Below are 23,869 nucleotides of genomic sequence, written 5' to 3'. Positions count from 1 at the left end.
GGAATAGTGCAACACTGCTGGTATGGCCCAGACACTCGCGCACATACCGCCGCAGCCGCGGAACGCCACGCACGACGTCACCAACCAGCCCCCGCCCCTGACCCCGTACGACTCCTCCGAGGACGCCGCCCTGCTGGAGGGGCTGCGCCGCGAGGGCGCCGGCTGGGCCGAGGAGGACGTACGGCGGCTCGGCCGGGCGGCGGGCAGCGCGGAGGCGCAGGAGTGGGGCGACCAGGCGAACCGGCACGAGCCGGAGCTGCGCACGCACGACCGCTACGGCAACCGGATCGACGAGGTCGAGTTCCACCCCAGCTGGCACCGGCTGATGGGCGTCGCCGTCGCCGAGGGGCTGGCCGGAGCGCCCTGGACGGACGAGCGTCCCGGCGCCCATGTGGCCCGTACGGCACGGGGGTTGGTGTGGGGGCACACCGAGGCCGGGCACGGCTGCCCGACGTCGATGACGTACGCCGCCGTCCCCGCCCTGCGCGCCACCCCCGAACTGGCCGCCGTCTACGAGCCGTTGCTGACCAGCCGGGTGTACGACCCCGTCCTGCGCGTGCCGACCGAGAAGCGCGGGCTGCTCGCCGGGATGGGCATGACGGAGAAGCAGGGCGGCTCCGACGTCCGCACGAACACCACGGTGGCCACGCCCACCGCCGAACCCGGCGTGTACACCCTGCGCGGCCACAAGTGGTTCACGTCGGCGCCGATGTGCGATGTTTTCCTCGTACTGGCACAGGCGCCTGACGGACTGTCATGCTTCCTCGTACCGCGCGTGCTGCCCGACGGCAGCCGCAACACGTTCCGCATCCAGCGGCTGAAGGACAAGCTCGGCAACCGGTCCAACGCGTCCTCGGAACCCGAGTTCGACGGAACCGTCGCCTGGCTGGTCGGCCCCGAGGGGCGCGGCGTCAAGACCATCATCGAGATGGTCAACTGCACCCGCCTGGACTGCGTGATGATGTCGGCGACTCTCATGCGCAAGACGCTCGTCGAAGCGGGTCACCACGCGCGACACCGGTCCGCGTTCGGCGCCCGGCTCCTCGAACAGCCGCTGATGCGCAACGTGTTGGCGGATCTGGCGCTGGAGTCGGAGGCCGCCACGACCCTCACCCTGCGACTCGCGGGCGCGGCCGACCGGTCGGTGCGCGGTGAAGAAGCCGAGTCGGCGTTCCGCCGTATCGCCACCGCCGTAGGCAAGTTCTGGGTCACCAAGCGCGGCCCGGCCTTCACGGCGGAGGCCCTCGAATGCCTCGGCGGCAACGGCTACGTCGAGGGCTCGGGCATGCCCCGCCACTACCGCGAGGCCCCGCTCCTTTCCATCTGGGAGGGCTCGGGGAACGTCAACGCCCTCGACGTACTACGGGCGTTGACCCGCGAACCCGGCACGGCGGAGGCCCTGTTCGCCGAACTCGCCCTGGCCCAAGGCGCGGACGCCCGCCTGGACGCGTCCGTGAGCCGCCTGAAGGACGAGTTGAACCAGGCCACCGAGACGAGCGCCCGCCGTCTCGTGGAGCACATGGCCCTCACGCTCCAGGCCTCCCTCCTCGTACGACACGCCCCGGCCGCCGTCGCCGACGCCTTCTGCGCGACCCGGCTGGCCGGCGACTGGGGGCACTCCTTCGGCACCCTCCCCGACTCCGCCGACCTCGACACGATCCTCACCCGCGCTCTGCCCACAGGAGATTGACCCTCGGTCACCCCCCGATTCCGCTTCGTTGTCAGTGGCGTGGTGCAGACTCGCGATCAGTCGGGCACTTCGTCTGGGGAGGGCAACGTGTTCACGGGGATCGACGAGATCGGCTGGGCCTCACTGCGGCATGCGTACGGCAGCGCGGAGGACGTGCCCGGACTGCTCCGGGGACTCGCCTCCGCGGACCCCGTCGAGCGGGCGACCGCGCTCGACGGGATGTACGACGCGGTGCATCACCAGGGGATCGTCTACGACGCGACGCTCGCCTGCGTCCCGTTCCTGTTCACGCTCGCCGCCTGCGAACAGGTCGCGGACCGGGGCGGGTTGGTGGAGCTGCTGATCAGCATCGGAAGGGGGACACGAGCCGGAGGAGGGCGCGGGGGACGGAGGTGAGGCGGGGGCGGACGCCGGCCATGCGGACACGGCGGCGGACGCCCGCCGGAGTGGTGCGTCGGCGAACGCCGGCCAGAGAGGTGCGGCGGCGGACGCCGCCGTCCAGGCGCGGGCCGACGAGTTCGCCGGGCTCCTCGGGGACCGTGACCCCGGTGTGCGCCGCGCGGCGGCCGAGGCGCTGGTCCGGTTCCTCGACCAACCCCCGCGCGTGCTGGACCTGTTACGGCAGCGCATCACGGTGGAGCGCGACGACCGGATCCTGCTCGCCCTCACGGAGAGCCTCGGCCTGTTCGTACGACAGCACCCGGCCCACGCCCCCGAGGCGCTCGACATCCTCCTGACCCTCGGCACCCCGCCGTACGACCCCGGTCTACGGCTCGCCGCGCTCGGCCAACTCGCGGGCTGCGCACCGGAACTGCTCCCCGCCGACCTGGTCCCGACAGTCGTCGAACTGCTCGGGGAGCGCTCCGAGCGACGCCGCTCGGGGCTCTCGGCACCGGCCGAGGACGACTCCCCCGACCCCGACTCGCTCGCGGGCCGGTTACGACGCCTTCGACCCTCGGACGAGGAGGGCGCGCTGCTGCTGCGTACGCTGCACACCGCGCTCGGCGACCGGGTGGGCGACCGGATCGCCCTCCTGGAAGGGCAGTTGAGCAGCCCCGATCCGGCCGACCGGTGCAACGGGGTATGGATGGCGGCGGGGTTGTTCCGCGAGTGGCGCGCCGACTATGCGGTGCCGGTCGAGTTGATCGGTGAGCAACTGAGCACGAGTGCGGAGCCGTTGCTCGGCGCGGCGGTATCGGACCGGTTGCGCGATGCCGCCGTGTCCGTCCTCGGGGATCTCTTCCACCTGGCCGCCCCGGCCGCCGACCACCTCCACACTCTGGTGACCGCACGCGCCGACCTGTGGATCCACCGCTGGCAGCACCGGGCACCGACCCTCGGCGGACCCCTCAAGGCCCTTGCCCGCTGCGGCGATCCACGGGCGACACCGGTGCTGGCCCAGGTCCTCGCCCAACCGGTCCCGCCCGTCGACCTGGGCCGCGTGATCATCCACCTCGGCCGCTCCGCCGCCCCGCTCGCCCCCGCGCTGAGACACCGGCTCGGCCTGGTTCCCCTCGACTCCCCCGACACGTACGACCACGCGGTACCGCTCCTGTCGGCGCTCACCGCGCTCGCCGATCGGGAGGCGGTACCGGAGGTGCTGCGGTTGCTGAGCGGGGTGGCGGACGGGGTGCGGCTGAGACACCGGGTCGTGGAGTCGGCGGTGCGGGCGCTCGACGTGATCGGGGGCGGCGCTGAGGGGGTCGCACCCGTGCTGCGGGGGTTGCTGGACTCCGAGTGCGCCGGTGTCGCCGCGGGTGCGCTGTGGTCGGTGGAAGGGGACGCACCGGCCGTACTGCCCGTGCTGATACGGGAGTTGGCGGTGGCGGATGCGGGGCGGCGCCGGGTTGCCGCGGAGGTGCTGGGGCGGCTGGGGGCGTCCGCGCGGGCGGCAACGCCGGGGCTGGCGCGCATGGTTGGGGCGGAGTGTGCCTGGGAGCGGACGGCGGGGGCGTGTGCGCTGTGGCGGGTCGGTGGGGAGGTGGAGCGGGTGCTGCCGGTGCTGCGTTCGGCCTGGGTCGAGCAGCCGGGGGTGCGGGGTGTCGTGGCCGCGTGTCTGGTCGACATGGGGGTGGCGGGGGCGCCTCTGCGTGACCTGGTGAAGGCGGAACTAGGTTCGCCGCGACGGCATTTGGTGCGATCGGGTGGGCATGGGAGCCACGACGTGCTGGACGACGAGCGGTTGTCGGTGGCGTGCCGGGAGGTGCTGGCGGGGTGAGATCGGGCGGGGCTGCTTCCCGGCATGTCAGAGCGACTCGACACCCGGCCGACGAATTTGCAGGACGTGACGAGAGCCCCTGCCTGCGATACGTAGGTCAGGGGCACTCCGGTCAACCACCGCCGTGCGCCGGGGTGTTCAGCCGGTCTTGCGTCCCCACAGGGGGCCGAAGCGGGCCCACTCCTCGTCCCACTGCTCCATGCGTCGGCGTTCCAGTCGGCCGCGGAGGGCTCGGGCGCTGACGAGGGGGACGGCTGCCGCGCCCAGGCCGAGGAGGGTGCCGATCAGGATGGCGCGCAACCGGGCCTGGGAGGCGGTGGCGGGCTTGGTCACGAGGTGGCCCCGCGGGTCGGTCCAGACGGTCACCGGGGTGCCGATCGCGCTGCCCGAGGGGACGCGTATCTGGCCGCTGTGCGAGGAGCCGTCGGTGGCCGTCCAGCGGACCTTCGCCCAGACCAGCTCGCTGCTCGCTCTGCTCGAGTTGGCCGGGGCGGATCCTGGCGCGTCCTGGGTGACCAGGGCCACCACGGGCTTCCAGTCGACGCGTTCCTGAGCCAGTTCGTGTTCGACGGACTGGGTCGCCGTCAGACCGGCGAGCACACCGGCGAGGACGGTGATCAGCCAGGCGCCGAGCACGATCCACGATTCCACCGCATCGGCACGGCGCTTGAGCGGATTCCGCCGCCACCGCCACAGCCACACCTTCGGACCTCGGAACGCCATCGAAGGCATCCTCCTCATGAACGCACTGACATGCCGAACCGCCCTCCCATACGGGAGACGACTGCTCGATGCTCACGACGAATACCCCGACTCGACGTTCCCATGGCATCCCTTGCTTTCGCAGGCACTTCGCGAGAGGCACTCGCGGAACCGCCCCCGCGGGCCGGTATCGCCACCCTGACCTGCGGTGATGACGGTTCCGGGGGTGACTGTCAGTGGTGGGGTGCAGACTGGCGAGTGGTGGGGGCGAAATAGCCAAAAACGCAGCGGAGGTGATCGGAATGACGGAGATTCTGCTCGCGGTGGGCACGCGAAAAGGCCTGTTCATCGGGCGTAGGCGGGGTGGGGTCTGGAAGTTCGACGAGAGTCCGTACTTCAACGCGCAGGCGCTGTATTCGGTCGCCGTCGACACCCGGGGCCCCACGCCGAGACTGCTGGCGGGTGGTGACAGCTCTCACTGGGGTCCTTCGGTGTTCCACTCCGACGATCTGGGCCGCACCTGGGCCGAGCCGGCGCGGCCTGCGGTCAAGTTCCCCAAGGACACCGGGGCTTCGCTGGAGCGCGTGTGGCAGTTGCACCCGGCGGCGGCCGAGCCCGACGTGGTGTACGCGGGGACGGAGCCGGCCGCGCTGTTCCGCTCCGAGGACCGCGGCGAGAGCTTCGAGCTGGTCCGCCCGCTCTGGGAGCATCCGACGCGCTCGCGGTGGGTGCCGGGCGGCGGCGGAGAGGGGCTGCACACCATCCTCACCGACGAGCGCGACCCGCAGGCCGTGACGGTCGCGGTCTCGACGGCCGGGGTGTTCCGCACGGGCGACGGCGGCGCGAGCTGGGAGCCGTCCAACTCCGGTGTCTCCGCGGTGTTCCTGCCGGATCCGAACCCGGAGTTCGGGCAGTGCGTGCACAAGGTCGCGCAGGACGCGGCGACCCCGGACCGGCTGTATCTGCAGAACCACTGGGGCGTGTACCGGAGCGACGACGCGGGCGCGCACTGGACGGACATCGGCGAGGGCCTGCCGTCCACGTTCGGTTTCGCCGCGGCGGCCCACCCTCACCGCGGCGACACGGCCTACGTGTTCCCGATCAACGCCGACGCGGACCGGGTGCCCGCCGAGCACCGGTGCCGGGTGTTCCGTACGGCGGACGCGGGCCGCAGCTGGGAGCCGCTGTCGGCGGGGCTGCCGGCCGAGGACCACTACGGCACGGTGCTGCGGGACGCGCTCTGCACGGACGGCGCGGACCCGGCGGGCGTGTACTTCGGCAATCGCAACGGCGAGGTGTTCGCGTCCGACGACGACGGCGACAGCTGGCGGCAGTTGGCGTCCCATCTGCCCGACGTGCTGTGCGTGCGGGCGGCGGTGATCGCGTGACGGCGAAAGCCGCGATGGGGGCAACTCCCGGGTGGGGACGCTTCGTTCAGCGGAGTCGACGGTTCGGTCGTTCCCGGTCGGGCTCGGGCCACCGGTTGATCGCCGGGCCCTGTACGGCAGTAGGGTGACGCCCGTGGCACCACGACCGTTGCATGAGATCGTCGAACCGGGCTGGGCGAAAGCCCTGGAACCCGTGGCCGGACGCGTCGCCGAGATGGGGGACTTCCTGCGCGCGGAGATCGCCGCCGGACGCACCTATCTGCCGGCGGGACCGAATGTCCTCCGAGCCTTCCAGCAGCCCTTCGACGACGTCCGCGTCCTGATCGTCGGGCAGGACCCGTATCCGACCCCGGGGCACGCCGTGGGGCTGTCGTTCTCGGTGGCCCCCGAGGTACGTCCGCTCCCGCCCAGCCTGCTCAACATCTACCGGGAGTTGAACACCGACCTGGGACTGCCCCAGCCGTCCAACGGCGACCTGACCCCGTGGAGCCAGCAGGGAGTGCTCCTCCTCAACAGGGCGCTGACCACGGCCCCGCGCAGTCCGGCCGCGCATCGCGGCAAGGGCTGGGAAGAGGTCACCGAGCAGGCGATACGGGCGCTGGCCGCGCGCGGCAAGCCGTTGGTGTCGATCCTGTGGGGGCGTGACGCCCGCAACCTCCGCCCCCTGCTGGGCGACCTGCCCTCGGTGGAGTCCTCGCACCCGTCCCCGATGTCCGCCGACCGCGGCTTCTTCGGCTCCCGCCCCTTCAGCCGCGCCAACGACCTGCTGGTCCGGCAGGGAGGACAACCGGTGGACTGGCGTCTGCCGTGACCGTCCAGGGGTTTCTCGCCGTGGACTCGGGAGGCTCCGGGCTCCGGGTCGTCATGGGCGAGGTCGGCGGTGGCCGGACATCCGGCCCGCTGACCTCCGGGGAACCCGTCCGGACCGGTGCCCGTGGGATCGACGCCGGGCATTTCATGGAGCAACTGGTCCCCATGGTCCGGGCGTTGACCACGTTGTCCGAGACGTCCGAGACGTCCGAGGCGTCGGAGCCGGCCGAGCCGTCCGATCTGGGCACGGCGGTGATCGGGGCGGCCGGGCTCGCCACTCTCGGGGACGGGCTGCGGGAGGAGTTGCCGGGGGCGCTGGCGCGGGAGTTCGGGGTGCGGACCGTCGCGCTCGCCGCCGATGCCGTCACCGCTTACGCGGGCGCCCTCGGGACCCGGCCCGGTGCCGTGGTCGCCGCCGGGACCGGGCTCATCGCGATCGGCACCGATCTCGTCGGATGGCGGCGGGCCGACGGGTGGGGGCATCTGCTGGGCGACTGCGGTGGCGGGGCCTGGATCGGGCGGGCGGGCCTGGAGGCGGCGCTGCGTGCGTACGACGGGCGGGACGGCGGTTCCGCCCGGCTGTTGACCTGCGCCGAGGAGCAGTTCGGGGCGATGGCGGGGTTGCCTGGCAAGGTGTATCCGCGGACCGACCGGCCCGCCGTACTCGCGGCGTTCGCGCCCCGTGTCGCCGAGTGCGCTCCGGACGATCCGGTGGCCGCCGGCATCCTGCGGGCCGCCGCCCGGCACATGGCCGAGTCAGCCGCCGCCGTCTGTCCGACCGTCGGTGAGCCCCACGTCGCGCTCACCGGTGGCCTGTTCAGGCTGGGCGAGCCTCTCCTCGGACCGCTGCACGAGGAGTTGGCGAAGCGGCTGCCGCACGCGCGGCTGGTTGCGTCGGAGGGGGATCCACTGGACGGTGCCGTGCGGATCGCGCGGGATCTCGCCGCGGGCGCCCTCGCGTTGCCGGGTGACGAGCTGATGCTGACCGTGGTGGCACCAATGGGACGAGGTGATCACTTCTGATCCGTACGTAACTCATCAGACAAAACAGGACGGATACCGCTCACCTGCACCCTCCCCGAACAGGGGAGCCCAAGAAGCCAGTAACATGCCTCGCCATGAGCTCCCCCACTGGGCCCGCGTCCGGCCTGCCAGTACGAATGCCGCGACCTCGCCAGCCCGGGCGGCACCGCCGACCCGAGCAGCTGGCGGCTCCCGAGGGCGCGCCCGCGCTGGTCCTGGCCGTGCCCGGCACGCCCAGCGCCGCCACGCGCAGCCTCGCCGAGGAGGTCGTGAGCATCGCGCGCTCCGAGCTGCCCGGTCTCGACGGCCGCATCGGTTATCTCGACGGGGACGACTCCGAGTTCCCCACGCTGACCTCCGTGCTCGCGCACGCCGCCGAGGAGCGCACCGCCCGCTTCGAGCAGGCCAGGGCCGCCGGCTCCGACGTCAAGGAGCCCGACGGGCCGGTGGCCGTCGTCGTGCCGCTGCTCGCCGGTCCCGACAGCGCGCTGCTGCGCCAGGTCCGCCAGGCCGTCATGGACAGCCGGGTCGCGGCCGATCTGACCGATGTGCTCGGCCCGCACCCGCTGCTCGCCGAGGCGCTGCACGTCCGGCTGTCCGAGGCGGGTCTGGCCCGTGCCGACCGCGCCCGGCTGTTCACCGTGGCGACCGCGGCGGACGGCATCATCCTCGCCTCCGTGGGCGGCGAGGAGGCCGTGCAGGCGGCCGGTATCACCGGCATGCTGCTCGCCGCGCGTCTCGCCGTGCCGGTCATGGCCGCGGCGCTGGACCAGGAAGGTTCGATCTCGGCGATCGCGGAGCAGCTGCGTTCCTCGGGTTCGCAGCAGCTGGCGCTCGCGCCCTACCTGATCGGCCCCGAGATCGACCCGGGTCTGCTCCAGGCCGCCGCCGCAGAGGCCGGCTGTTCCGCCGCCGAGGCGCTCGGTCCGTACCCGGCGATCGGCAAGCTCGCCCTCGCCAAGTACACGACGGCACTGGGCATCGCCCCGCCGCAGCCGCAAGGCGCTCCGGTCCGCTGATCCATCCCGCACACGTACCGCCGTAGCGCCGAAAGGGCCCCTCCTCACGCGGGAGTGGGCCCTTCGGCATGTCCGGGGACGGACGGGGTGTGCTCGGTCAGTCGAAGACCACGCAGGACGCGGCGGGCACCTTGATCGAGCCGCCGCGGCGTGGGAGGCCCGTGGCCGGGTCGAGGGTGAACCATGTGACGTCGCCGGAGCGCTCGTTGGCGACGTACAGGTGTCCCCCGGCCTCGGTGAGGGCGCGCGGCCAGTGGCCCTCGCAGGGCACCGTGCCGATCAGGCGCAGTTCGTCGCCCTCGACGGCGAGCACGGACAGGACGTCCTCGCCTCGGGTCGCCGTCCAGACGAAGCGGCCGTCCGGTGAGGCCACGATGCCGGAGGGGTAGGCGGCGTCGCCGTCGGGCGGGCCCGGCAGGACCGACACCTCGGTCAGCGGCTTCAGGGAGCCGCTCTCGGCGTCCCAGCGGCAGACGGTGACGGTGGGCGTGAGTTCGTTGAGGACGTAGGCGTGGGTGCCGTCCGGGTGGAAGGCCAGGTGGCGGGGGCCCGAGCGGGGCCGCAGCGCGATCTCGCGGTGGAGTACGGGACGGCCCTCGTCCAGCGTGCACACCCGCGCGGAGTCGGTGCCGAGGTCGATGCTGACCGCCCAGCGGCCGCTCGGGTCGGGCTGGATCTGGTGGGCGTGCGGGCCCTGTTGGCGCAGCTGGTGCGGGCCGGAACCGGTGTGCCGGAGCTGGCCGGAGGGGCGGTTCGCGAGCGTGCCGTCCGCGCGGACCGGTACGGCGGTGACGCTGCCGGAGCCGTAGTCGGCGGTCAGGACATGGCCGTCGAACAGGCACAGGTAGGTCGGTCCTGACGCTCCGATGCGCACCGGCGACCCGAGCAGGTCGGGCTTGTCGCCGTGCACGCGGTACGCGGCCACCGCGCCCTCGGCCGTCTCGCTGACGGCGTAGAGAGTGGCTCGGTCGGGGGCCAGGGCGAGATAGGAGGGGTCGGGGACGCCGTCGACCCCGCTCAGGACGGTCAGCGCGCCGCTGTCCGCGTCCACGGCCGCCGTGACGACACCCGGGCCGCCCGCCGCCGTGAACGACCCGATGAAGGCCCGCCGTCCCCGCGTGTCGCCGTCTGCCACCGCTGTCCCCTCTCGGTCTGTGCTCCGGTTCGTGCTCCGGTCCTTGCTGTCGGGGGTGACGGTAGCAGTCGATCAAGACCGGTCTAGACCAGAGTGCCGAGCCCGTTCCAGCGCGGCACGCCGGACCGCTCGCGCAGCGGCTCGGCGAGCTCCGCGAGGGCACGCTCCAGGCCGTGGAGGTGGGCCAGCGCGGGTTCCACCGGCGGCCGGGCCGCAGCGGCCGTGAGCCGTGACGTGTCGCCGTCGGTGAGCGCCTCGACCGCGGTCTCCACGCGCCAGCACGCGGCGGCGAGGCGGGCGTCGTGCGAGGCCTCCGGGTCGGCGGCCACCGCGACGAGACCCCGGATCTCGCGGGCGCAGTCGTCGAGCAGGTCGAGCACCCGGCGGGCGCGGCGCTTGCGGCCCAGCACGGGGTTCAGCGGGTGCACGAGGGGCGCGACGGACAGCCGGACCCGGCCGAGGAGCTGCTCGAGCTCGGCGACGCGTCCCGCGGGGTCGGCCGTGGCGGAACCGGCGAGGCGGGCGGCGGCCTCGGCGGTGCAGGTGTGGACGCAGCGCAGGGCGCGCTGGATCCAGGCGTCCGTGGTGGTGTGGGTGGTCACCGGCAGCACGAGCAAAACGGCGAGTACGGCGCCGAGCGCACCGATGCCGGTCTCCGCGAACCGCAGCGCCAGCAGTGCGGGGTTCAGGACGCCGAGGAGGCCGTAGAGCAGTTCTGCCATCAGGGTCACCGAGAGCATCATCCAGGTGTAGGAGACGGCGGCCGAGTAGAAGATGCCGAAGACGCAGGCGGCGACCAGGATCGCGGTGGGGACGGGGGCGCCGTGGACCGGTACGGCGACGAGCAGGCCCAGGGCGATGCCGAGGACCGTGCCGAGGACGCGGCGGAAGCCCCGGACCACGGTCTCGCCGCGCGAGGCGGTGTTCACGAAGATCCACCAGGTGGCGCCGACGGCCCAGTACCAGCGCTGCCCGGACACCAACTGGCCCACCACGAGGGCGAATCCGGCACCGGCGGTCGCCTGGACCGCCTGCCGGGTGGTCACACGGGCCAGGCCGCGACCGGCAGTCGGGGCGGGTACGGCGATCGGGGGCAGCCGGTGTTCGTAGCACCAGAAGCCGAAGCGGACCGTCGCCGCGGTGAGCACGGAGAGGCCAACTGCCGCGTACAGCCTGGGCAGTTGGTCGGTGGTCGCGTGCAGGAACTGGGCCACGAAGAAGGTCATGAACGCGAAGACGCCGAGGCTGTGGCCGCGCGGTCCCCAGCGGCGCGCGTAGACGCCTGCGCCGACCACGGCGAGGAAGGTGAGGTCGCGGGCGACGGGGTGGTCGTGCAGTTCGGCCGCGGCGGCGAGCACCGGCAGGCCCACGCAGGGCAGCAGCGCGGTGGTGACGGCCTGCCCGCGCACCGTGGCGTCCGTCACCGTGAACAGGGCGAGCAGCGCGGCGAGGCCACCGGTGACGGCGCCCGCGAGGGACTGTCCGGTCAGCCCGCAGACGACGACCGCGAGGCCGATGCCGAGCACGGCCCGGCCGGCGAACCGCAGCCGTACGCGCCCCGGGTCCGGAGCCACGAACACCCTTTTCAGCACTGCTTCCCGCCCCCTGCGCGCACCCGGACACCGGCATGAAAAAGGCGCCGCGGAGGTCCGCAGCGCCATCGACATGCCCATGAGAGCATCATCGGGGCGAGTGGCTCAAGTCGCTCGCGAACAGCTGGTCCATTGGCCTGGTCGCAATGCGCTGAGCCATTGGTACAGTCGAGCCTCATGAGCGTGGACGAACTCGACACCCGGATCCTAAGGCTGCTTCTGGAGCAGCCGCGTACCAGCGTGCGGGAGTACGCCCGGCTGCTCGGGGTCGCCCGGGGCACCCTCCAGGCGCGGCTGGACCGGATGGAGCGGGACGGGGTGATCACCGCCACGGGCCCGTTCCTCTCCCCCGCCGCGCTCGGGCACCCGGTGCTCGCGTTCGTGCACATCGAGGTCACGCAGGGGCATCTCGACGAGGTCGGGGACGCCCTGGCCGCCGTGCCGGAGATCGTCGAGGCGTTCTCGATCACCGGCGGCGGAGACCTGCTCACCCGGGTCGTGGCACGGGACAACGGTCACCTGGAGGACGTGATCCAGCGCCTGATCAGCCTGCCGGGCGTGGTCCGCACCCGCACCGAGATGGCGCTGCGCGAACGCGTCCCGCACCGTCTGCTGCCGCTGGTCGAGTCGATCGGTCGCGCGACCGGCACGTGACCCTTGGCATCCTGAACCCATGAGCAACCTCGGCGCCCTCTCGGTCATCTTCGATCTCGACGGAACACTCGTGGACAGCGAGCCGAACTACTACGAAGCCAGCCGGCAGACCCTCGCCGAGCACGGCGTCCCGGACTTCACCTGGGCCCAGCACGAACGCTTCGTCGGCATCAGCACCCAGGAGACCCTCGTCCTGCTGAAGGAGCGCTACGGCCTGAAGGCCCCGGTGGAGCAGCTGCTCGCGGAGACGAACCGGCACTATCTGGCGCTGGCCCGGGCCGCGACGCGCGTGTACCCGGAGATGCGGAAGTTCGTGGAGCTGCTGGCGGCCGAGGGCGTGCCGATGGCGGTGGCCTCGGGTTCGTCGCCGGAGGCCATCGAGGCGATCCTGACCGGCACCGGGCTCGACGCGTCCCTGCGGACCGCGGTCTCGGCCGACGAGGTGCCGCGCGGCAAGCCCGCACCGGACGTCTTCCTGGAGGCCGCACGCCGCCTGGGCGCGGCCCCGGCCGACTGTGTCGTCCTGGAGGACGCGGCACCGGGCGCGGCGGCGGCCCACGCGGCCGGGATGCGCTGCATCGCGATCCCATACGTGGCGGCGCAGGCCGACGCCCCCGAGTTCGCGACGGCGCGACTGCTGCTGCGGGGCGGGCAGGCGGAGTTCAGCGCGCAGGGGGCGTACGACTGGCTGAGCTGACGTCCGGTCCGGGCACGGGGCGCCGCGCGAAACCCGAATGCGTCCGCTTGTTCGGTTCTGGGACCATGCCGGAATGATCGACCGACTCGAACCACTGGTCATCCGGCACACGTTCCGCGTCCCGCTCCCCAAGAACCCCTCGGGTGAAGCCGGGAGCCTCTCGGGTGAAGCCACGGGCTCCGCGGGTGAAGGCACAAGCCGCGTGGCCGAAGGCGCCGTCGCAGCGCGGCAGTTCGACGCCGCGCTGCTCTCCGTCGGCTTCAAGCTCTCCCCCGACCTGCTCGCACGGCTGTCGGGGCTGCCCGAGAAGACGGTCGTCCGGATCGCCGCGCGCACCCTGCGGACCGTCCGCGAGCTGGTCGGCGATCACGTCCAGCACAACGCCTACTTCATCGACTTCCCGGCCAACGTCCCCTCCACGGAGGACTTCTGGATGGAGTGCCTCCTCGGCGCGCTCCGCGACGAGAAGACCCGTGAGGGGACGCTCGACCAGCTGTGGTCCGGCGTGGTCGATCTGCTCACCCTCCCGGCCTACGGCAGGTACCAGCACACGTACGCCGAACTGCTCGCCGCGCAGGACGAGTTGATCGCGGCGGCGAGCGACCGGCTCACCGTGCTGCACGCGGGCGGCGAACTCGCCGGTGAACTCACTGCCCTGTACCTGGCGTTGGCGGGCAGCACCACTCCCCTGGGCGAGGAGCACCGGGCCGATCTGCGGGCGCTCGCCGAGCGGTGCGCCGACGGGCCGCAGCCCGAGGCGATCCCGGTGCGGGAGAACCGCGCGATCGTCAACCAGGCCCGCCTGAAGACGGGTTCGGCGCTGCTGCTCGACACCGTGACCGATGTGCTGCGGCTGGCCTGCGCGCTGTCGGACGGTGATGTGACCCTGGTGGAGCCGACCCGTTTCCGCTCGCCGTCGCGCCCGGTGCGGCGGGCGCTGCTCGCGGGCCTGGACTCGGTGATCGCCGCGTCCCCCGCGAAGCTCGCCGACGTGCACGCGCACCGCGAGGCATGGAAGCGGCTCGGTGAGCGGCTGCACCCGCACGAGTACCCTCAACTGCCGCACGCCGCCAAGGTGTTCGGGGTCGCGCGCGGTGAACTGAAGGCCCGTTCGTTCGACAGCCGGGTCGAGGAACTGCTCGCCCGGCACGACGTGCTGGGGGCGGCGGAGCTGCTGAAGTCGGCGCCGGGCAAGCTGTTCCGCGCGCTGGACCGGCTGCTGCGCATGGCGCTCACGCAGGAGGAGCGGGACGCCGTGGTGGCCGCCGCCGAACAGGTCGCACCCCAGGTGTCGGGCCGGGTCGTGCTGTCGGTGCGCGAGCATCTGCACAACAGGGCCCGGGAGAGCGGGGAGTTGCGCGTCTTCGTGAACCGGCGGGGCCGCGCCTGGGTCGCCGACGACGAGCGGCCGATCGTATGGCCGGCCGAGCGTGAGCGGCTGATCGCGGCGCTGGACGACGAGACGCGGCGTCGACTGCCTTCTCCTGAGCGGCTGTTGGTCGATCCGGAGGTGCTGGACGTGGCCCTGCCGCTGAGCGGGAAGGCGACGGCGGCCGGGCTCGGGGTGCTGCCGCGCGGGTCCCTCTCCGTGGTGGAGGGCGAGTTGCTGCGGTTCTTCGTGTACTGGAAGGAGACAGAGCAGCGCACCGACTTCGACCTGTCGGCGCTGATGCTGAACGCGGACTACTCGACGCACTCGTGGCTGTCGTACACCGCGCTCACCGAGGTCGAGGGCGAGCACTCCGGTGACATCACCGAAGCACCGGACGGAGCCTCGGAGTTCATCAATCTGCGGCTGGGCGCCGTACGCGGGGCGTTCGTCGTGCCGCAGGTCAACATCTTCGCGGGCGAGGGGTTCGAGGAGGTCGAGGAGTCGTTCTTCGGGTTCATGCTGCGTGAAGGCGAGCAGCGGGGGCGGCCGTTCGAACCGCGTACCGTGCGGATGAAGTCGGAGCTGCGCGGTACGGGCCGGGTCGCCCTGCCGCTGGTGTTCCTGCGCGGGGAGGACGGCACCTGGCGGGCGAAGTGGCTGCACCTGTATCTCCGGGGCACCCCGTCGGCGAACCGGGTGGAGCAGAACCGGGTGACGGTGGCGAACCTGCTGCGCGGGATCGTCGAGCGCGAGCAGCTCACCGTGCGCCATCTCGTAGAGCTGATGACCGGTGGGGCGACGACCGTGACGCGGTGGGACGGGGCGACAATCCCCGACGAACCGGTCACCTACATCGGTCTGCATCGCCCGGACGGGCTGCCCGCCGGATCTCTTGTCGTCACTCTCGAAAATCTGCGCGACCTGATCCCCGCCTGACTGCTAACGTCGTCCCCGGCGAGGCCATGGACGGACTTCCTTCTCCACTCCTTCTGAAACCAGTGCGTCCGCTTTCCTCGCCCTCGACGTTCCGTGAGGGGTGCCCCAGGGCGCCCCTCACGTTCTTTTTCCGCCGAAACCTCACTTCACAGACTTGTGGGACAATCCTCTATGCGCGGACGAAAGGCCAGTTCAGTGAGCGGAACGCACGACGGGTCCGATTACGGCAGTCTGCGGCCCGACCGATCAGGTCAGGCCGAGGCCTTCGATGCCATCGGGGACCGGTACGACGAGGCCTTCCCGCACAAGGAGGGCCAGGTCGGCGCCGGTGACTGGCTCGTCGAGTCGCTCGACCCGGGCGCCCGCGTGCTGGACCTCGGCTCCGGCACCGGCGTGCCGACCGCCAAGCAGCTCGCGGACGCGGGTCTCGACGTCGTCGGCGTGGACCTGTCGGCCCGGATGGTGGAGCTGGCCCGGGAGTACGTGCCCGCCGCCACCTTCCATCAGCTCGACCTCGCCGACCTGCGCCCCGGCGGCCCCACCGACCTGGGCCGTTTCGACGGCGTCGCCGCGTTCTTCTCCCTGCTGATGCTGCCGCGCGCGGAGATCCCGCTCGCCCTGCGCACGATCCACCACCTCTTGAACCCGGGCGGACTGTTCGCCCTGTCGATGGTGGAGGCCCATGTGGACGACTTCGAGATCCCCTTCCTCGGCCACACGATCCGGGTCTCCGGCTATCTCCTCGACGACCTGCACAAGATCCTCGACACCGCGGGCTTCGAGATCGTGAAGGAGACCTCGTACACCTACGCCCCGGCGGTCGCCGACGTCCCGCCCGAGGAGCAGGTCTTCCTCTGCTGCCGACGACGCGACTGAGGCCGTAGCACCGACACGGCGGCCATGCCGCACCAGTGGACGGGACGAACGTGTGACGGAGTATCCCAGCCCTCGCGAAGGCCCCGCCGGTACCGCCCGGCGAGGCCCCTCGGCGAGCGGCCCCGCACCCGTCGTACCGCTCGGCCGGACGCCCGTACGACAGCTGGACCGGCTGCAGTACCTGGACGTGGCCACCCGGCGGATCGCCCGCGGGATGGACCTGGACGAGACGCTGCGGGAGCTGCGGTGGGCGGCGGTGCCCACCTTCGCGGACGCGATCGTGATCCACCTGCACGATCCGCTGCCCGTCGGGGACGAGAAGTCGGCCGCGCCGGTCGTCCTGCAGCTGCACAGCATCGACCGGGCGCCGGAGGCCAGGACCGCGCTGCTGATGCCGCACGCCGAGTACGAGAACGTGGCCGAGCGCGTGCAGCCGGCCCTCACCGGGCGGCTCGCGAAGCTCCTGCTGGCCGGGCGTCCAGCGTTCGGCGACACCCCGGACATCCATCCCGCCGTGGCCGAACTGCTCGGCCCCGCCGCCAGCGCGCGGGGGACGCTGCCGCCGGGCCGCCGCCTGATCATCGCCCCGCTGCACGGCCGCCACCACGTCATGGGCACCGTCGTCCTGCTGCGCCGCCCCGGCCGTGCCGCGTTCACCGCCGACGACCTGCTCGTCGCCTCCCAGCTGGCCACCCACACCGCGATCGGCGTCCAGAAGGCGGTGATGTACGGCCACGAGGCCTCCGTCGCGGACACGCTCCAGCACACGATGCTGCCGTCCTCGCTGCCCGAGCCGACCGGCATCCGGCTGGCCAGCCGCTATCTGCCCGCCTCGAAGACCGCGCAGGTCGGCGGCGACTGGTACGACGCGATACCGCTGCCCGGGAGCCGGGTCGCGCTGATCGTCGGTGACGTGATGGGCCACTCGATGACCTCCGCCGCGATCATGGGCCAGCTGCGCACCATCGTGCAGACCCTCGCCGGCCTCGACCTGCCCCCGCACGAGGTCCTGCACCACCTCGACGAACAGGCCCAGCGCCTCGGCAGCGACCACATCGCGACCTGCCTGTACGCGATCTACGACCCGATCTCGCACCGCCTGCTCATGGCCAACGCCGGCCATCCGCCCGCCGTCCTGCTGCGCCCGAACGGCCACGCGGAGGTCCTGCACGTCCCGCCGGGCGCCCCCATCGGCGTCGGCGGTGTCGTCTTCGAGTCCGTCGAGATGCCCGCGCCCACCGGCACGACCCTGGTCCTGTACACCGACGGCCTGGTCGAGTCCCGCGACACGGACGTGGGTACGGGCGTGGAGGCCCTGCGCACCCACCTCCGGTCCACTCCGCACCGGCACCGCCACGCCTCGCTGGAGCGGCTCTGCGACCGCATCCTCACCGCCCTGGCGCCGGGCCCCCGCGACGACGACATCGCGCTGCTCACCGCCCGCTTCGAGGGCTTCCCCCCGGACAGCGTCGGCTACTGGCACCTCGACCCCCACCCCCTCACCGCGGGCCAGGCCCGCCGACTGACGCGCAGGGTGCTGCACCGCTGGGGCCTGGACGCCCTGCTCGACACCACGGAACTCATGGTCAGCGAGGTCGTCACGAACGCCGTGCGGTACGCCTCGCGCCCCATCTCGCTACGGCTGCTGCGCACCGACGTGCTGCGCTGCGAGGTCACCGACGACTCGCCCCAGGTGCCCCGCATGCGGCAGGCCTCACCCGGCGACGAGGGCGGCCGGGGCCTGTTCCTGGTCGACCGGCTCGCCCAGCGCTGGGGGGCGACGCGGCTGAGCACGGGCAAGGTCGTGTGGTTCGAGCAGCAGATCCCGAAGTTCTAGCTCCCCCGAAGTACTGGCTCCCCCGAAGTACTGCCTCCCTCAAGGGAGTTGGCGGTCAGACCGGCCCGACACCCGTGCCGCCCTTGAGGCGTTCGAGGTCCGAAGGACGGACCTGGATCACGATGACGGCGATCAGCGCGGCGACGACGGTGAAGATCGCCGCCATGACGAACGCGGCCGAGACCCCGGCGGTGAGGACGTGATCGCCCCAGATGCCCGGGAGTTGGCCGGTGCGCCGGAACTGGAGGCGTTCGGCCGGGGTCGCCTGGGACAGGAACGCGGGGATGCGGTCCTTCGCCTCGTTGCGGCTGGCCGTGCCGAACATCGTGACCAGGATGGACAGCCCGAGCGAACCACCCACCTGCTGCATGACGTTGAGGAGCCCGGAGGCCGCGCCGGTCTCCTGGACGGGCACGTCGGACAGCGCCATCAGGGTCAGCGACACGAACTCCATGCCCATGCCGAGGCTGAACACCAGCATCGGCCCGAGAACGCTGCCCAGGTACGTAGAGTGGACGTCCGTCAGCGTCAGCCAGGACAGGCCCCCCGCCGCGAGGACCGCGCCGACCACCATGAACGGCTTGGGTCCGTACGTCGGCAGGAACCGCGAGGCAAGGCCCGCGCCGACCGCGATCACCGCGCTGACCGGCAGGAAGGCGAACCCGGCCATGAGCGGGCTGAAGCCCAGCACGTCCTGGACGAAGAGCGTGAGGAAGAAGAACATGCCGAAGATCGCGGCGGCGAGGCACAGCATGATGCCGTACGTCCCCGCGCGGTTGCGGTCGCGGAACATGTGCAGCGGGGTGATCGGCTGCCGGGAGCGCCGCTCGACCAGCACGAACAGGGCGAGGACGACCGCGGCCGCGCCGAACGAGGCCAGGGTGAGCCAGTCCCGCCAGCCCTCCTGCGCGGCCCGGATGAAGCCGTAGACCAGGAACACCACGCCCACGGTGGAGGTCAGTGCGCCGGTGATGTCGAAGTGGCCCGGGTGGCGTGCGGACTCCTTGATCCAGCGCGGGGTGGCGAGGACGATCAGCAGTCCGATCGGGACGTTGACGAAGAGGACCCAGCGCCAGTTCAGCCACTCGACGAGGATGCCGCCCATCAGCAGTCCGATCGCGCCGCCGCCGGCCGAGACACCGGCGAAGACCCCGAACGCCCGGTTGCGTTCCGGGCCTTCACGGAACGTGGTGCTGATCAGGGCGAGGGAGGTCGGCGAGGCGATGGCACCGCCGACGCCCTGGAGGGCGCGTGCGGCGAGGAGTTGGCCGGAGTTCTGGGACAACCCGCCGAGCAGGGAGGCGAGTACGAAGAGCAGCACCCCGAACACGAACACCCGTCGCCGGCCGAGGATGTCACCGGCCCGCCCGCCGAGGAGCAGCAGTCCGCCGAAGGTGAGGGTGTACGCGTTGACGACCCAGGCGAGGCTGGTCGTGGAGAAGCCCAGGGAGCTCTGGATGTGCGGCAGGGCGATGTTCACGATGGTGATGTCGAGGACCACCATCAGCTGACAGGACGCGATCACCAGCAGCGCCATCGTGCTGCCGCCACCGCCGGTGTCCGGGGTGGTGGACTGCGCTGGGGATGCGTGCCGAGGACTGCTCATGGGGAACCGCACTCACGGGAGTACGGCGGACGGCTCCGTCCGCCGACTGCCCACCGTTCGACCGTACGCCCGGCCCCTCGTCCGCACCACTCGATCATCGGGGTCCCAGGCGCTAGGTTCACACGTGACGGGACGTGGGGAGACGCTCTTGGTCGCCTGGGTCGTCGCGGGCGGACAGACGCTGTCCGAGCACACTGAACGCCTTGGCGGGAGAAGCGACATGACCAACGTCGACGTACACCAGCATCTGTGGACCCCCTCGCTGGTGACGGCCCTGCGCGCCCGCCGCGAACCGCCGTTCCTGGACGGCTGGACGCTGTTCCTGGACGGTGAGCCGCCGTTCGAGATACCGCCCGCCGACCACGACATCGCCCGGCGCGCAGACCTCGCCGTCGCCGACGGTCTCGGCCGGGTCCTCGTCTCGCTGTCCGCCCCGATCGGCGTGGAGTGGTTGCCCGCCGCCGAGGCGCGGCCCCTGCTCGACGCCTACCACGACGGCGCGGCCTCCCTCCCGGAGCCCTTCGGCGCCTGGGCCGCGGCCTGCGTGCGGGACATCGACACGGAGGCGACCGCCAAGGACCTCGACCGAGGCTTCGCCGGTCTCCAGCTCCCCGCCAACTCCCTTGCCGACGCGGCCGGTTACGCGCGCTGTGCCCCGCTCCTGGACCTCCTCGAGGAACGCGACCTCCCGCTCTTCGTCCACCCCGGTCCCGCGCCCGGCTCCTCGACGGACCCCGCCTGGTGGCCCGCGATGGTCCCCTACGTCCAGCAGATGCACGCCAGTTGGCACGCCTTCCGCGCCTTCGGCCGCCCCCGACACCCGCGCCTGCGCGTCTGCTTCGCCCTGCTCGCGGGCCTCGCCCCGTTGCACGGCGAGCGTTTCACCGCCCGCTCCGGCCACCAGCAGCCGACCGACCCCGGCACGTTCGTCGAGACCTCGTCCTACGGCCCGACCGCCGTCGCCGCGATCGTGCGCGCCCTCGGCGTCGACGCCGTGGTCCAGGGCTCGGACCGCCCCTACGCCGAACCGCCCCGGTACCCCGGGTACGGCCTCGGCGGAGCCGCCGCGTACGCCTTCCGCATCGCCAATCCGCGACGGCTCCTGACCGGGGAGGGGTGACCTGCCCTGATGTGACGGCGTGTCAGTTCGCCGCGTTCATCAGGTCGAGCGCGCTCTGCTGCCGGGCCGCGTCGGTCGAGTCCAGCGGCCCGGCCCAGTGCAGGCCGTACGCGTCAAGGGAGTTGCGGTCGTTCGCGTAGGCGGTGTCGGCCTGACGCTTGATGTAGGCGGTGTAAGGACGGTCGGACAGACGGGAGTTGAAGGCGCTCAGGCCTCGGACGTACGCCCCCTTGAAGGTCGGCCCGTCACCGCCGCACCCGCTCGCCTCGCACGGTTCCCGAAGGATGCCACCGGAGTTGAGGGCCGTGGAGGTGGTCGAGGCGTCACCGATCTGACGACCGGTGGTGAGCAGAGACGAGTCCCCCGTCGCGCGGTACAGCTCCGAGAGGCCGCCGAGCAGCACACCCTGGTTGTACGACCACGTCGTGTCGCCGTTGTTGCCGCAGGTCGACAGGTTGATGCCGTCGTTGACCAGATGGGAGCCGTTGATCATGCCGGTGCCCTTGAACCAGGACCACTCGGCGTTGGCCCGGCCGAGATAGGCCGAGTCGCCCGCGATGCGGTTGTGCAGGGCGGCGGTCAGCTCCAGGTAGAGGGAGTTGGCGATGGCGTTCTTGTACGTCTTCGCGGTGCTCCACCACACCCCGCCGCCGCAGGTGTTGTCCCAGTAGCGGGCCATGTAATCGGCGTCCGCGCGGGCGGTGTTGAGGTAGCGGGAGTCGCCGGTGAGGTCGTAGGCGTCGACCCAGGCCAGTCCCCACCAGCCCGTGTCGTCGATGTAGTCGTTGGTGAAGTTGCCGCCCTGGGCCGAGAGGTTGCGGTCGTAGGTGTTGCCGATCGCGTACTTGTAGCTGCCCATGCCGGTGACGCGGACGTTGTCGATGAGGGCGGTCAGGGCGTTGGCCGAGTTCCACCAGCCGGTGGTGTCGAAGAGGCCGGTGCCCAGGTTGTACGACTGCATCAGCGCCGTGGCGGCGGCAGTCGACCGGCTGCCCGCGTTCCACGTCGTGCGGGCCCACGGCGTGCAGGCGATCTCGGCGCGGTCCCCCGCCTTGCCGCAGGCGCGCAGGGCACCGACGCCGAGGGCGTTCCAGTCGTCGACGTTGTACATCAGGGTGCGCCAACCGCCCTGCCCCGCGGGCACGGTGGTGTCGCCGAGCTTGCTGCCGGAGCTCCAGGTGCGGCCGCCGTCGAAGGAGCGGTCGAGCCAGACCTCGTCGCCGGCGCTGCCGTTGGTGATCGAGGCCCAGCCCATCGCGTCGGTGTCGTCGAAGTGCAGGGCGATGCCGCGCGAGTAGATCGATGCCGTCACCGGCTGCCGGTCCCCCGGGGAGAGGGCCGGGTCGCGGGCGTCGCAGTACTTGTTGCACACGCTCGCCTGCGCGTCGGCGACCGCGGTGCCGCCCAGGGCCGGGACGAGAAGGGCGAGGGCGGCGGTCAGGCCGGCTCCGGTTCTGCGGACGCGCGCTGCTGTGGATGTCATGCCGGCTCCATCGGGGTGGGGGGATTGCGGGCGGTCAGCCCAGGCGCCACTGCTGGTTGGCGCCGCCGTTGCAGGACCAGAGCTCCAGCGGGGTGCCGTTGACGTTGCCCGCGGGCTGGTCGCCGCCCGTCACGTCGAGGCAGAGGCCCGACTGGGTGCCGGTGATCGTGCCGTTGGGGTTGACGGTCCATTTCTGGTTGGCGCCGCCGTTGCAGCCGTAGAGCTGGACCTTGGTGCCGTTGGTGGTCTGGTTGTTGTAGGCGTCCAGGCACTGGGTGCCGCCGTAGAGCCGGAGTTCGCCGGCGGCGGTGATGGTCACGGCCTGGTTGGTGCCGCCGCCGCAGTCCCAGATCTCTATCTTGGTGCCCGGCGTGGTCTCGCCGTTGTAGGCGTCGAGGCAGCGGTTGGAGGAGGCGCTGATCAGCGGGCGGGTGCCGCCGACGCTGGTGCCGCTGCCGACGGAGACCCGGTACATGACCGTGCCGTGGCCGGGGACGCTCGCCGAGATGGAGCCGCTGGTGCTGCTGACGACGTGCGACCAGAGGTTGTTGAGCTGGTACGAGGAGGCGGAGGGGAGTCCGGCCGCCGTCGCGGAGGTGGAGATGGTCGCGGCGGAGGTGTTCTCGTTGAAGAGGACCACCGAGACGTCGCCGTTGGCGAGGGGTTTGGTGAGGACGTGCAGGCCACCGGAGTTGGAGATCTCGGTGCCCTGCTTGCCCAGCGAGTCCTGGTCGACGGCGATGACTTCCTTGTTGCCGTAGAGCGAGAGGGTCGCGGCGGTGGCCTTGCGCAGGTCGGTGCCGGCGATCAGCGGGGCGGCCATCTCCGACCAGAGGCTGAAGTGCGAGCGGTCCTCGGTGAACGACATGCCGTTGCCGACCTCCAGCATGTCCGGGTCGTTCCAGGCGCCCGGCTTGGCGTACGCGGCGAGTTTCACGTTGGCCTTGTAGATCGACGTCACGGTCGAGAAGTTGACGTTGATGTCGTCGGTGGTGCGCCAGCTGTTGCCGACGCCCGACCCCCAGGTCCAGACGCTCGCGAGGCCCCAGTTGCAGAGGCTGTAGACGATCGGGCGGCCGGTGTTGGCGAGGGCGTCGCGCATCGCGGTGTAGCGCTGCTGGTCGGGCACGTTCTGGTGGTTGCAGTTGTCGTACTTGAGGTAGTCCACGCCCCACGCGGCGAAGCTGTTGGCGTCCGTCTGCTCATGGCCGAGGCTGCCCGGGTAGCCCGCGCAGGTGGCGGTGCCGGCGCTCTCGTAGATGCCGAGCTTGAGGCCCTTGCTGTGGACGTAGGCGGCGGTGCCGCTGATGCCATTGGGGAACTTGACGGGATCGGGGACGAGTTGACCGGCGGAGTTGCGGGCCGAGGTCATCCAGCAGTCGTCGATGTTGACGTACTGGTACCCGGCACCCTTCAGCCCGGAGGAGACGAGGTAGTCGGCGGTCTGCTCGACGAGTTGCTCGGTCACGTTGCAGCCGAAGGAGTTCCAGTCGTTCCAGCCCATCGGGGGTGTCCTGGCGAGGCCGTTGTCGAGGGCCTGGGCGGGCGGCGCGGCGCGCAGCACCAGCAGGGCCGGGACGAGGGCGAGCAGCAGCGCCATCGTGAGGGCGGCGCTGAGCCGTCTGGTGAAGAGGGACGGGACGGTCATCTCGTTGTCTCCTGTTTCGCCGTGTGGGGCCGGACGAACTCACCTGTGGAAACGTAACCATCG

Annotated in this window: 17 protein-coding genes and 1 pseudogene; 12 read left to right on the top strand and 6 right to left on the bottom strand. The window is 71.8% G+C overall.

Annotation, left to right across the window (positions count from 1 at the left end; genetic code table 11):
• The first annotated feature begins 22 nt into the window (after window positions 1-22).
• Both OHT77_RS38710 and OHT77_RS38705 read left to right on the top strand, forming a co-directional pair.
• Window positions 23-1,690, top strand: a complete 1,668-nt coding sequence (locus tag OHT77_RS38710) for an acyl-CoA dehydrogenase family protein (protein ID WP_328833005.1) — start codon at window positions 23-25, stop codon at window positions 1,688-1,690.
• An 87-nt stretch (window positions 1,691-1,777) separates the two neighbouring features.
• A pseudogene (locus OHT77_RS38705) lies at window positions 1,778-3,908 on the top strand (HEAT repeat domain-containing protein).
• A 138-nt stretch (window positions 3,909-4,046) separates the two neighbouring features.
• Here the strand turns inward: OHT77_RS38705 and OHT77_RS38700 are convergent.
• A complete protein-coding gene (locus OHT77_RS38700) occupies window positions 4,047-4,631 on the bottom strand; it encodes an Rv1733c family protein (RefSeq protein ID WP_328833004.1) in 585 nt (194 codons plus the stop codon).
• 215 nt (window positions 4,632-4,846) lie between these two features.
• Between OHT77_RS38700 and OHT77_RS38695 the strand changes: the two genes are divergently transcribed.
• From OHT77_RS38695 to OHT77_RS38680, 4 genes are all read left to right on the top strand, one after another.
• Window positions 4,847-5,998: a WD40/YVTN/BNR-like repeat-containing protein gene (locus OHT77_RS38695; protein WP_443048172.1), complete on the top strand. Its 1,152-nt coding sequence runs from the start codon at window positions 4,847-4,849 to the stop codon at window positions 5,996-5,998.
• A gap of 133 nt (window positions 5,999-6,131) precedes the next feature.
• A complete protein-coding gene (locus tag OHT77_RS38690; protein WP_026178657.1) occupies window positions 6,132-6,809 on the top strand; it encodes a uracil-DNA glycosylase in 678 nt (225 codons plus the stop codon).
• A 53-nt stretch (window positions 6,810-6,862) separates the two neighbouring features.
• Window positions 6,863-7,831, top strand: a complete 969-nt coding sequence (locus tag OHT77_RS38685; RefSeq protein ID WP_328834452.1) for an N-acetylglucosamine kinase — start codon at window positions 6,863-6,865, stop codon at window positions 7,829-7,831.
• Window positions 7,832-7,926: 95 nt separating this feature from the next.
• Complete coding sequence (locus OHT77_RS38680) at window positions 7,927-8,850, top strand: sirohydrochlorin chelatase (protein ID WP_328833002.1); 924 nt, start codon at window positions 7,927-7,929, stop codon at window positions 8,848-8,850.
• A 97-nt stretch (window positions 8,851-8,947) separates the two neighbouring features.
• On the opposite strand, the gene OHT77_RS38675 is transcribed toward OHT77_RS38680, so the two are convergent.
• A complete protein-coding gene (locus OHT77_RS38675; protein ID WP_328833001.1) occupies window positions 8,948-9,985 on the bottom strand; it encodes a lactonase family protein in 1,038 nt (345 codons plus the stop codon).
• 83 nt (window positions 9,986-10,068) lie between these two features.
• Window positions 10,069-11,577, bottom strand: a complete 1,509-nt coding sequence (locus OHT77_RS38670) for an FUSC family protein (protein ID WP_328833000.1) — start codon at window positions 11,575-11,577, stop codon at window positions 10,069-10,071.
• 177 nt (window positions 11,578-11,754) lie between these two features.
• Between OHT77_RS38670 and OHT77_RS38665 the strand changes: the two genes are divergently transcribed.
• The 5 genes from OHT77_RS38665 to OHT77_RS38645 all read left to right on the top strand — a co-directional run bounded on the left by OHT77_RS38665 (window position 11,755) and on the right by OHT77_RS38645 (window position 17,949).
• Window positions 11,755-12,231, top strand: coding sequence for an Lrp/AsnC family transcriptional regulator (locus OHT77_RS38665; RefSeq protein WP_328832999.1), 477 nt, complete (start codon window positions 11,755-11,757; stop codon window positions 12,229-12,231).
• 19 nt (window positions 12,232-12,250) lie between these two features.
• Entirely contained in the window at window positions 12,251-12,928 is a 678-nt protein-coding gene (locus OHT77_RS38660; RefSeq protein WP_328832998.1) for an HAD family hydrolase, read from the top strand.
• 73 nt (window positions 12,929-13,001) lie between these two features.
• Window positions 13,002-15,236: a hypothetical protein gene (locus OHT77_RS38655; RefSeq protein ID WP_328832997.1), complete on the top strand. Its 2,235-nt coding sequence runs from the start codon at window positions 13,002-13,004 to the stop codon at window positions 15,234-15,236.
• 171 nt (window positions 15,237-15,407) lie between these two features.
• On the top strand, window positions 15,408-16,112 hold the full coding sequence (locus tag OHT77_RS38650; RefSeq protein WP_401322088.1) for a class I SAM-dependent DNA methyltransferase: 705 nt from the start codon (window positions 15,408-15,410) through the stop codon (window positions 16,110-16,112).
• A gap of 52 nt (window positions 16,113-16,164) precedes the next feature.
• On the top strand, window positions 16,165-17,949 hold the full coding sequence (locus OHT77_RS38645) for an ATP-binding SpoIIE family protein phosphatase (protein WP_328832995.1): 1,785 nt from the start codon (window positions 16,165-16,167) through the stop codon (window positions 17,947-17,949).
• A 55-nt stretch (window positions 17,950-18,004) separates the two neighbouring features.
• Here OHT77_RS38645 and OHT77_RS38640 read toward each other — a convergent pair whose 3' ends face one another.
• On the bottom strand, window positions 18,005-19,486 hold the full coding sequence (locus tag OHT77_RS38640; RefSeq protein ID WP_328834451.1) for an MFS transporter: 1,482 nt from the start codon (window positions 19,484-19,486) through the stop codon (window positions 18,005-18,007).
• A 289-nt stretch (window positions 19,487-19,775) separates the two neighbouring features.
• Here OHT77_RS38640 and OHT77_RS38635 point away from each other — a divergent pair, with 289 nt between their 5' ends.
• Window positions 19,776-20,675 carry an amidohydrolase gene (locus OHT77_RS38635; protein WP_328832994.1) on the top strand — a complete coding sequence of 300 codons (900 nt, stop codon included), beginning with the start codon at window positions 19,776-19,778 and terminating at the stop codon, window positions 20,673-20,675.
• Between the two features lie 22 nt (window positions 20,676-20,697).
• Here the strand turns inward: OHT77_RS38635 and OHT77_RS38630 are convergent, their stop codons facing one another.
• Complete coding sequence (locus tag OHT77_RS38630; RefSeq protein ID WP_328832993.1) at window positions 20,698-22,158, bottom strand: glycoside hydrolase family 76 protein; 1,461 nt, start codon at window positions 22,156-22,158, stop codon at window positions 20,698-20,700.
• Window positions 22,159-22,192: 34 nt separating this feature from the next.
• On the bottom strand, window positions 22,193-23,806 hold the full coding sequence (locus tag OHT77_RS38625; RefSeq protein WP_328832992.1) for a glycoside hydrolase family 27 protein: 1,614 nt from the start codon (window positions 23,804-23,806) through the stop codon (window positions 22,193-22,195).
• Window positions 23,807-23,869: the final 63 nt, after the last annotated feature.

The sequence above is a fragment of the Streptomyces sp. NBC_00252 genome, assembly GCF_036187565.1.
Classification (GTDB): Bacteria; Actinomycetota; Actinomycetes; order Streptomycetales; family Streptomycetaceae; genus Streptomyces.
Note: the sequence above shows the minus strand (reverse complement) of the source record. Positions and strands in the feature narration are given on the sequence as shown.

Bases quoted from the DNA above. Each gene is read 5' to 3' on its own strand.
- OHT77_RS38710 (WP_328833005.1), top strand. From the start codon at position 23: ATGGCCCAGACACTCGCGCACATACCGCCGCAGCCGCGGAACGCCACG.
- OHT77_RS38700 (WP_328833004.1), bottom strand. From the start codon at position 4,631: ATGGCGTTCCGAGGTCCGAAGGTGTGGCTGTGGCGGTGGCGGCGGAAT.
- OHT77_RS38685 (WP_328834452.1), top strand. From the start codon at position 6,863: ATGGGCGAGGTCGGCGGTGGCCGGACATCCGGCCCGCTGACCTCCGGG.
- OHT77_RS38680 (WP_328833002.1), top strand. From the start codon at position 7,927: ATGAGCTCCCCCACTGGGCCCGCGTCCGGCCTGCCAGTACGAATGCCG.
- OHT77_RS38665 (WP_328832999.1), top strand. From the start codon at position 11,755: ATGAGCGTGGACGAACTCGACACCCGGATCCTAAGGCTGCTTCTGGAG.
- OHT77_RS38660 (WP_328832998.1), top strand. From the start codon at position 12,251: ATGAGCAACCTCGGCGCCCTCTCGGTCATCTTCGATCTCGACGGAACA.
- OHT77_RS38655 (WP_328832997.1), top strand. From the start codon at position 13,002: ATGATCGACCGACTCGAACCACTGGTCATCCGGCACACGTTCCGCGTC.
- OHT77_RS38650 (WP_401322088.1), top strand. From the start codon at position 15,408: ATGCGCGGACGAAAGGCCAGTTCAGTGAGCGGAACGCACGACGGGTCC.
- OHT77_RS38640 (WP_328834451.1), bottom strand. From the start codon at position 19,486: ATGGCGCTGCTGGTGATCGCGTCCTGTCAGCTGATGGTGGTCCTCGAC.
- OHT77_RS38635 (WP_328832994.1), top strand. From the start codon at position 19,776: ATGACCAACGTCGACGTACACCAGCATCTGTGGACCCCCTCGCTGGTG.
- OHT77_RS38630 (WP_328832993.1), bottom strand. From the start codon at position 22,158: ATGACATCCACAGCAGCGCGCGTCCGCAGAACCGGAGCCGGCCTGACC.
- OHT77_RS38625 (WP_328832992.1), bottom strand. From the start codon at position 23,806: ATGACCGTCCCGTCCCTCTTCACCAGACGGCTCAGCGCCGCCCTCACG.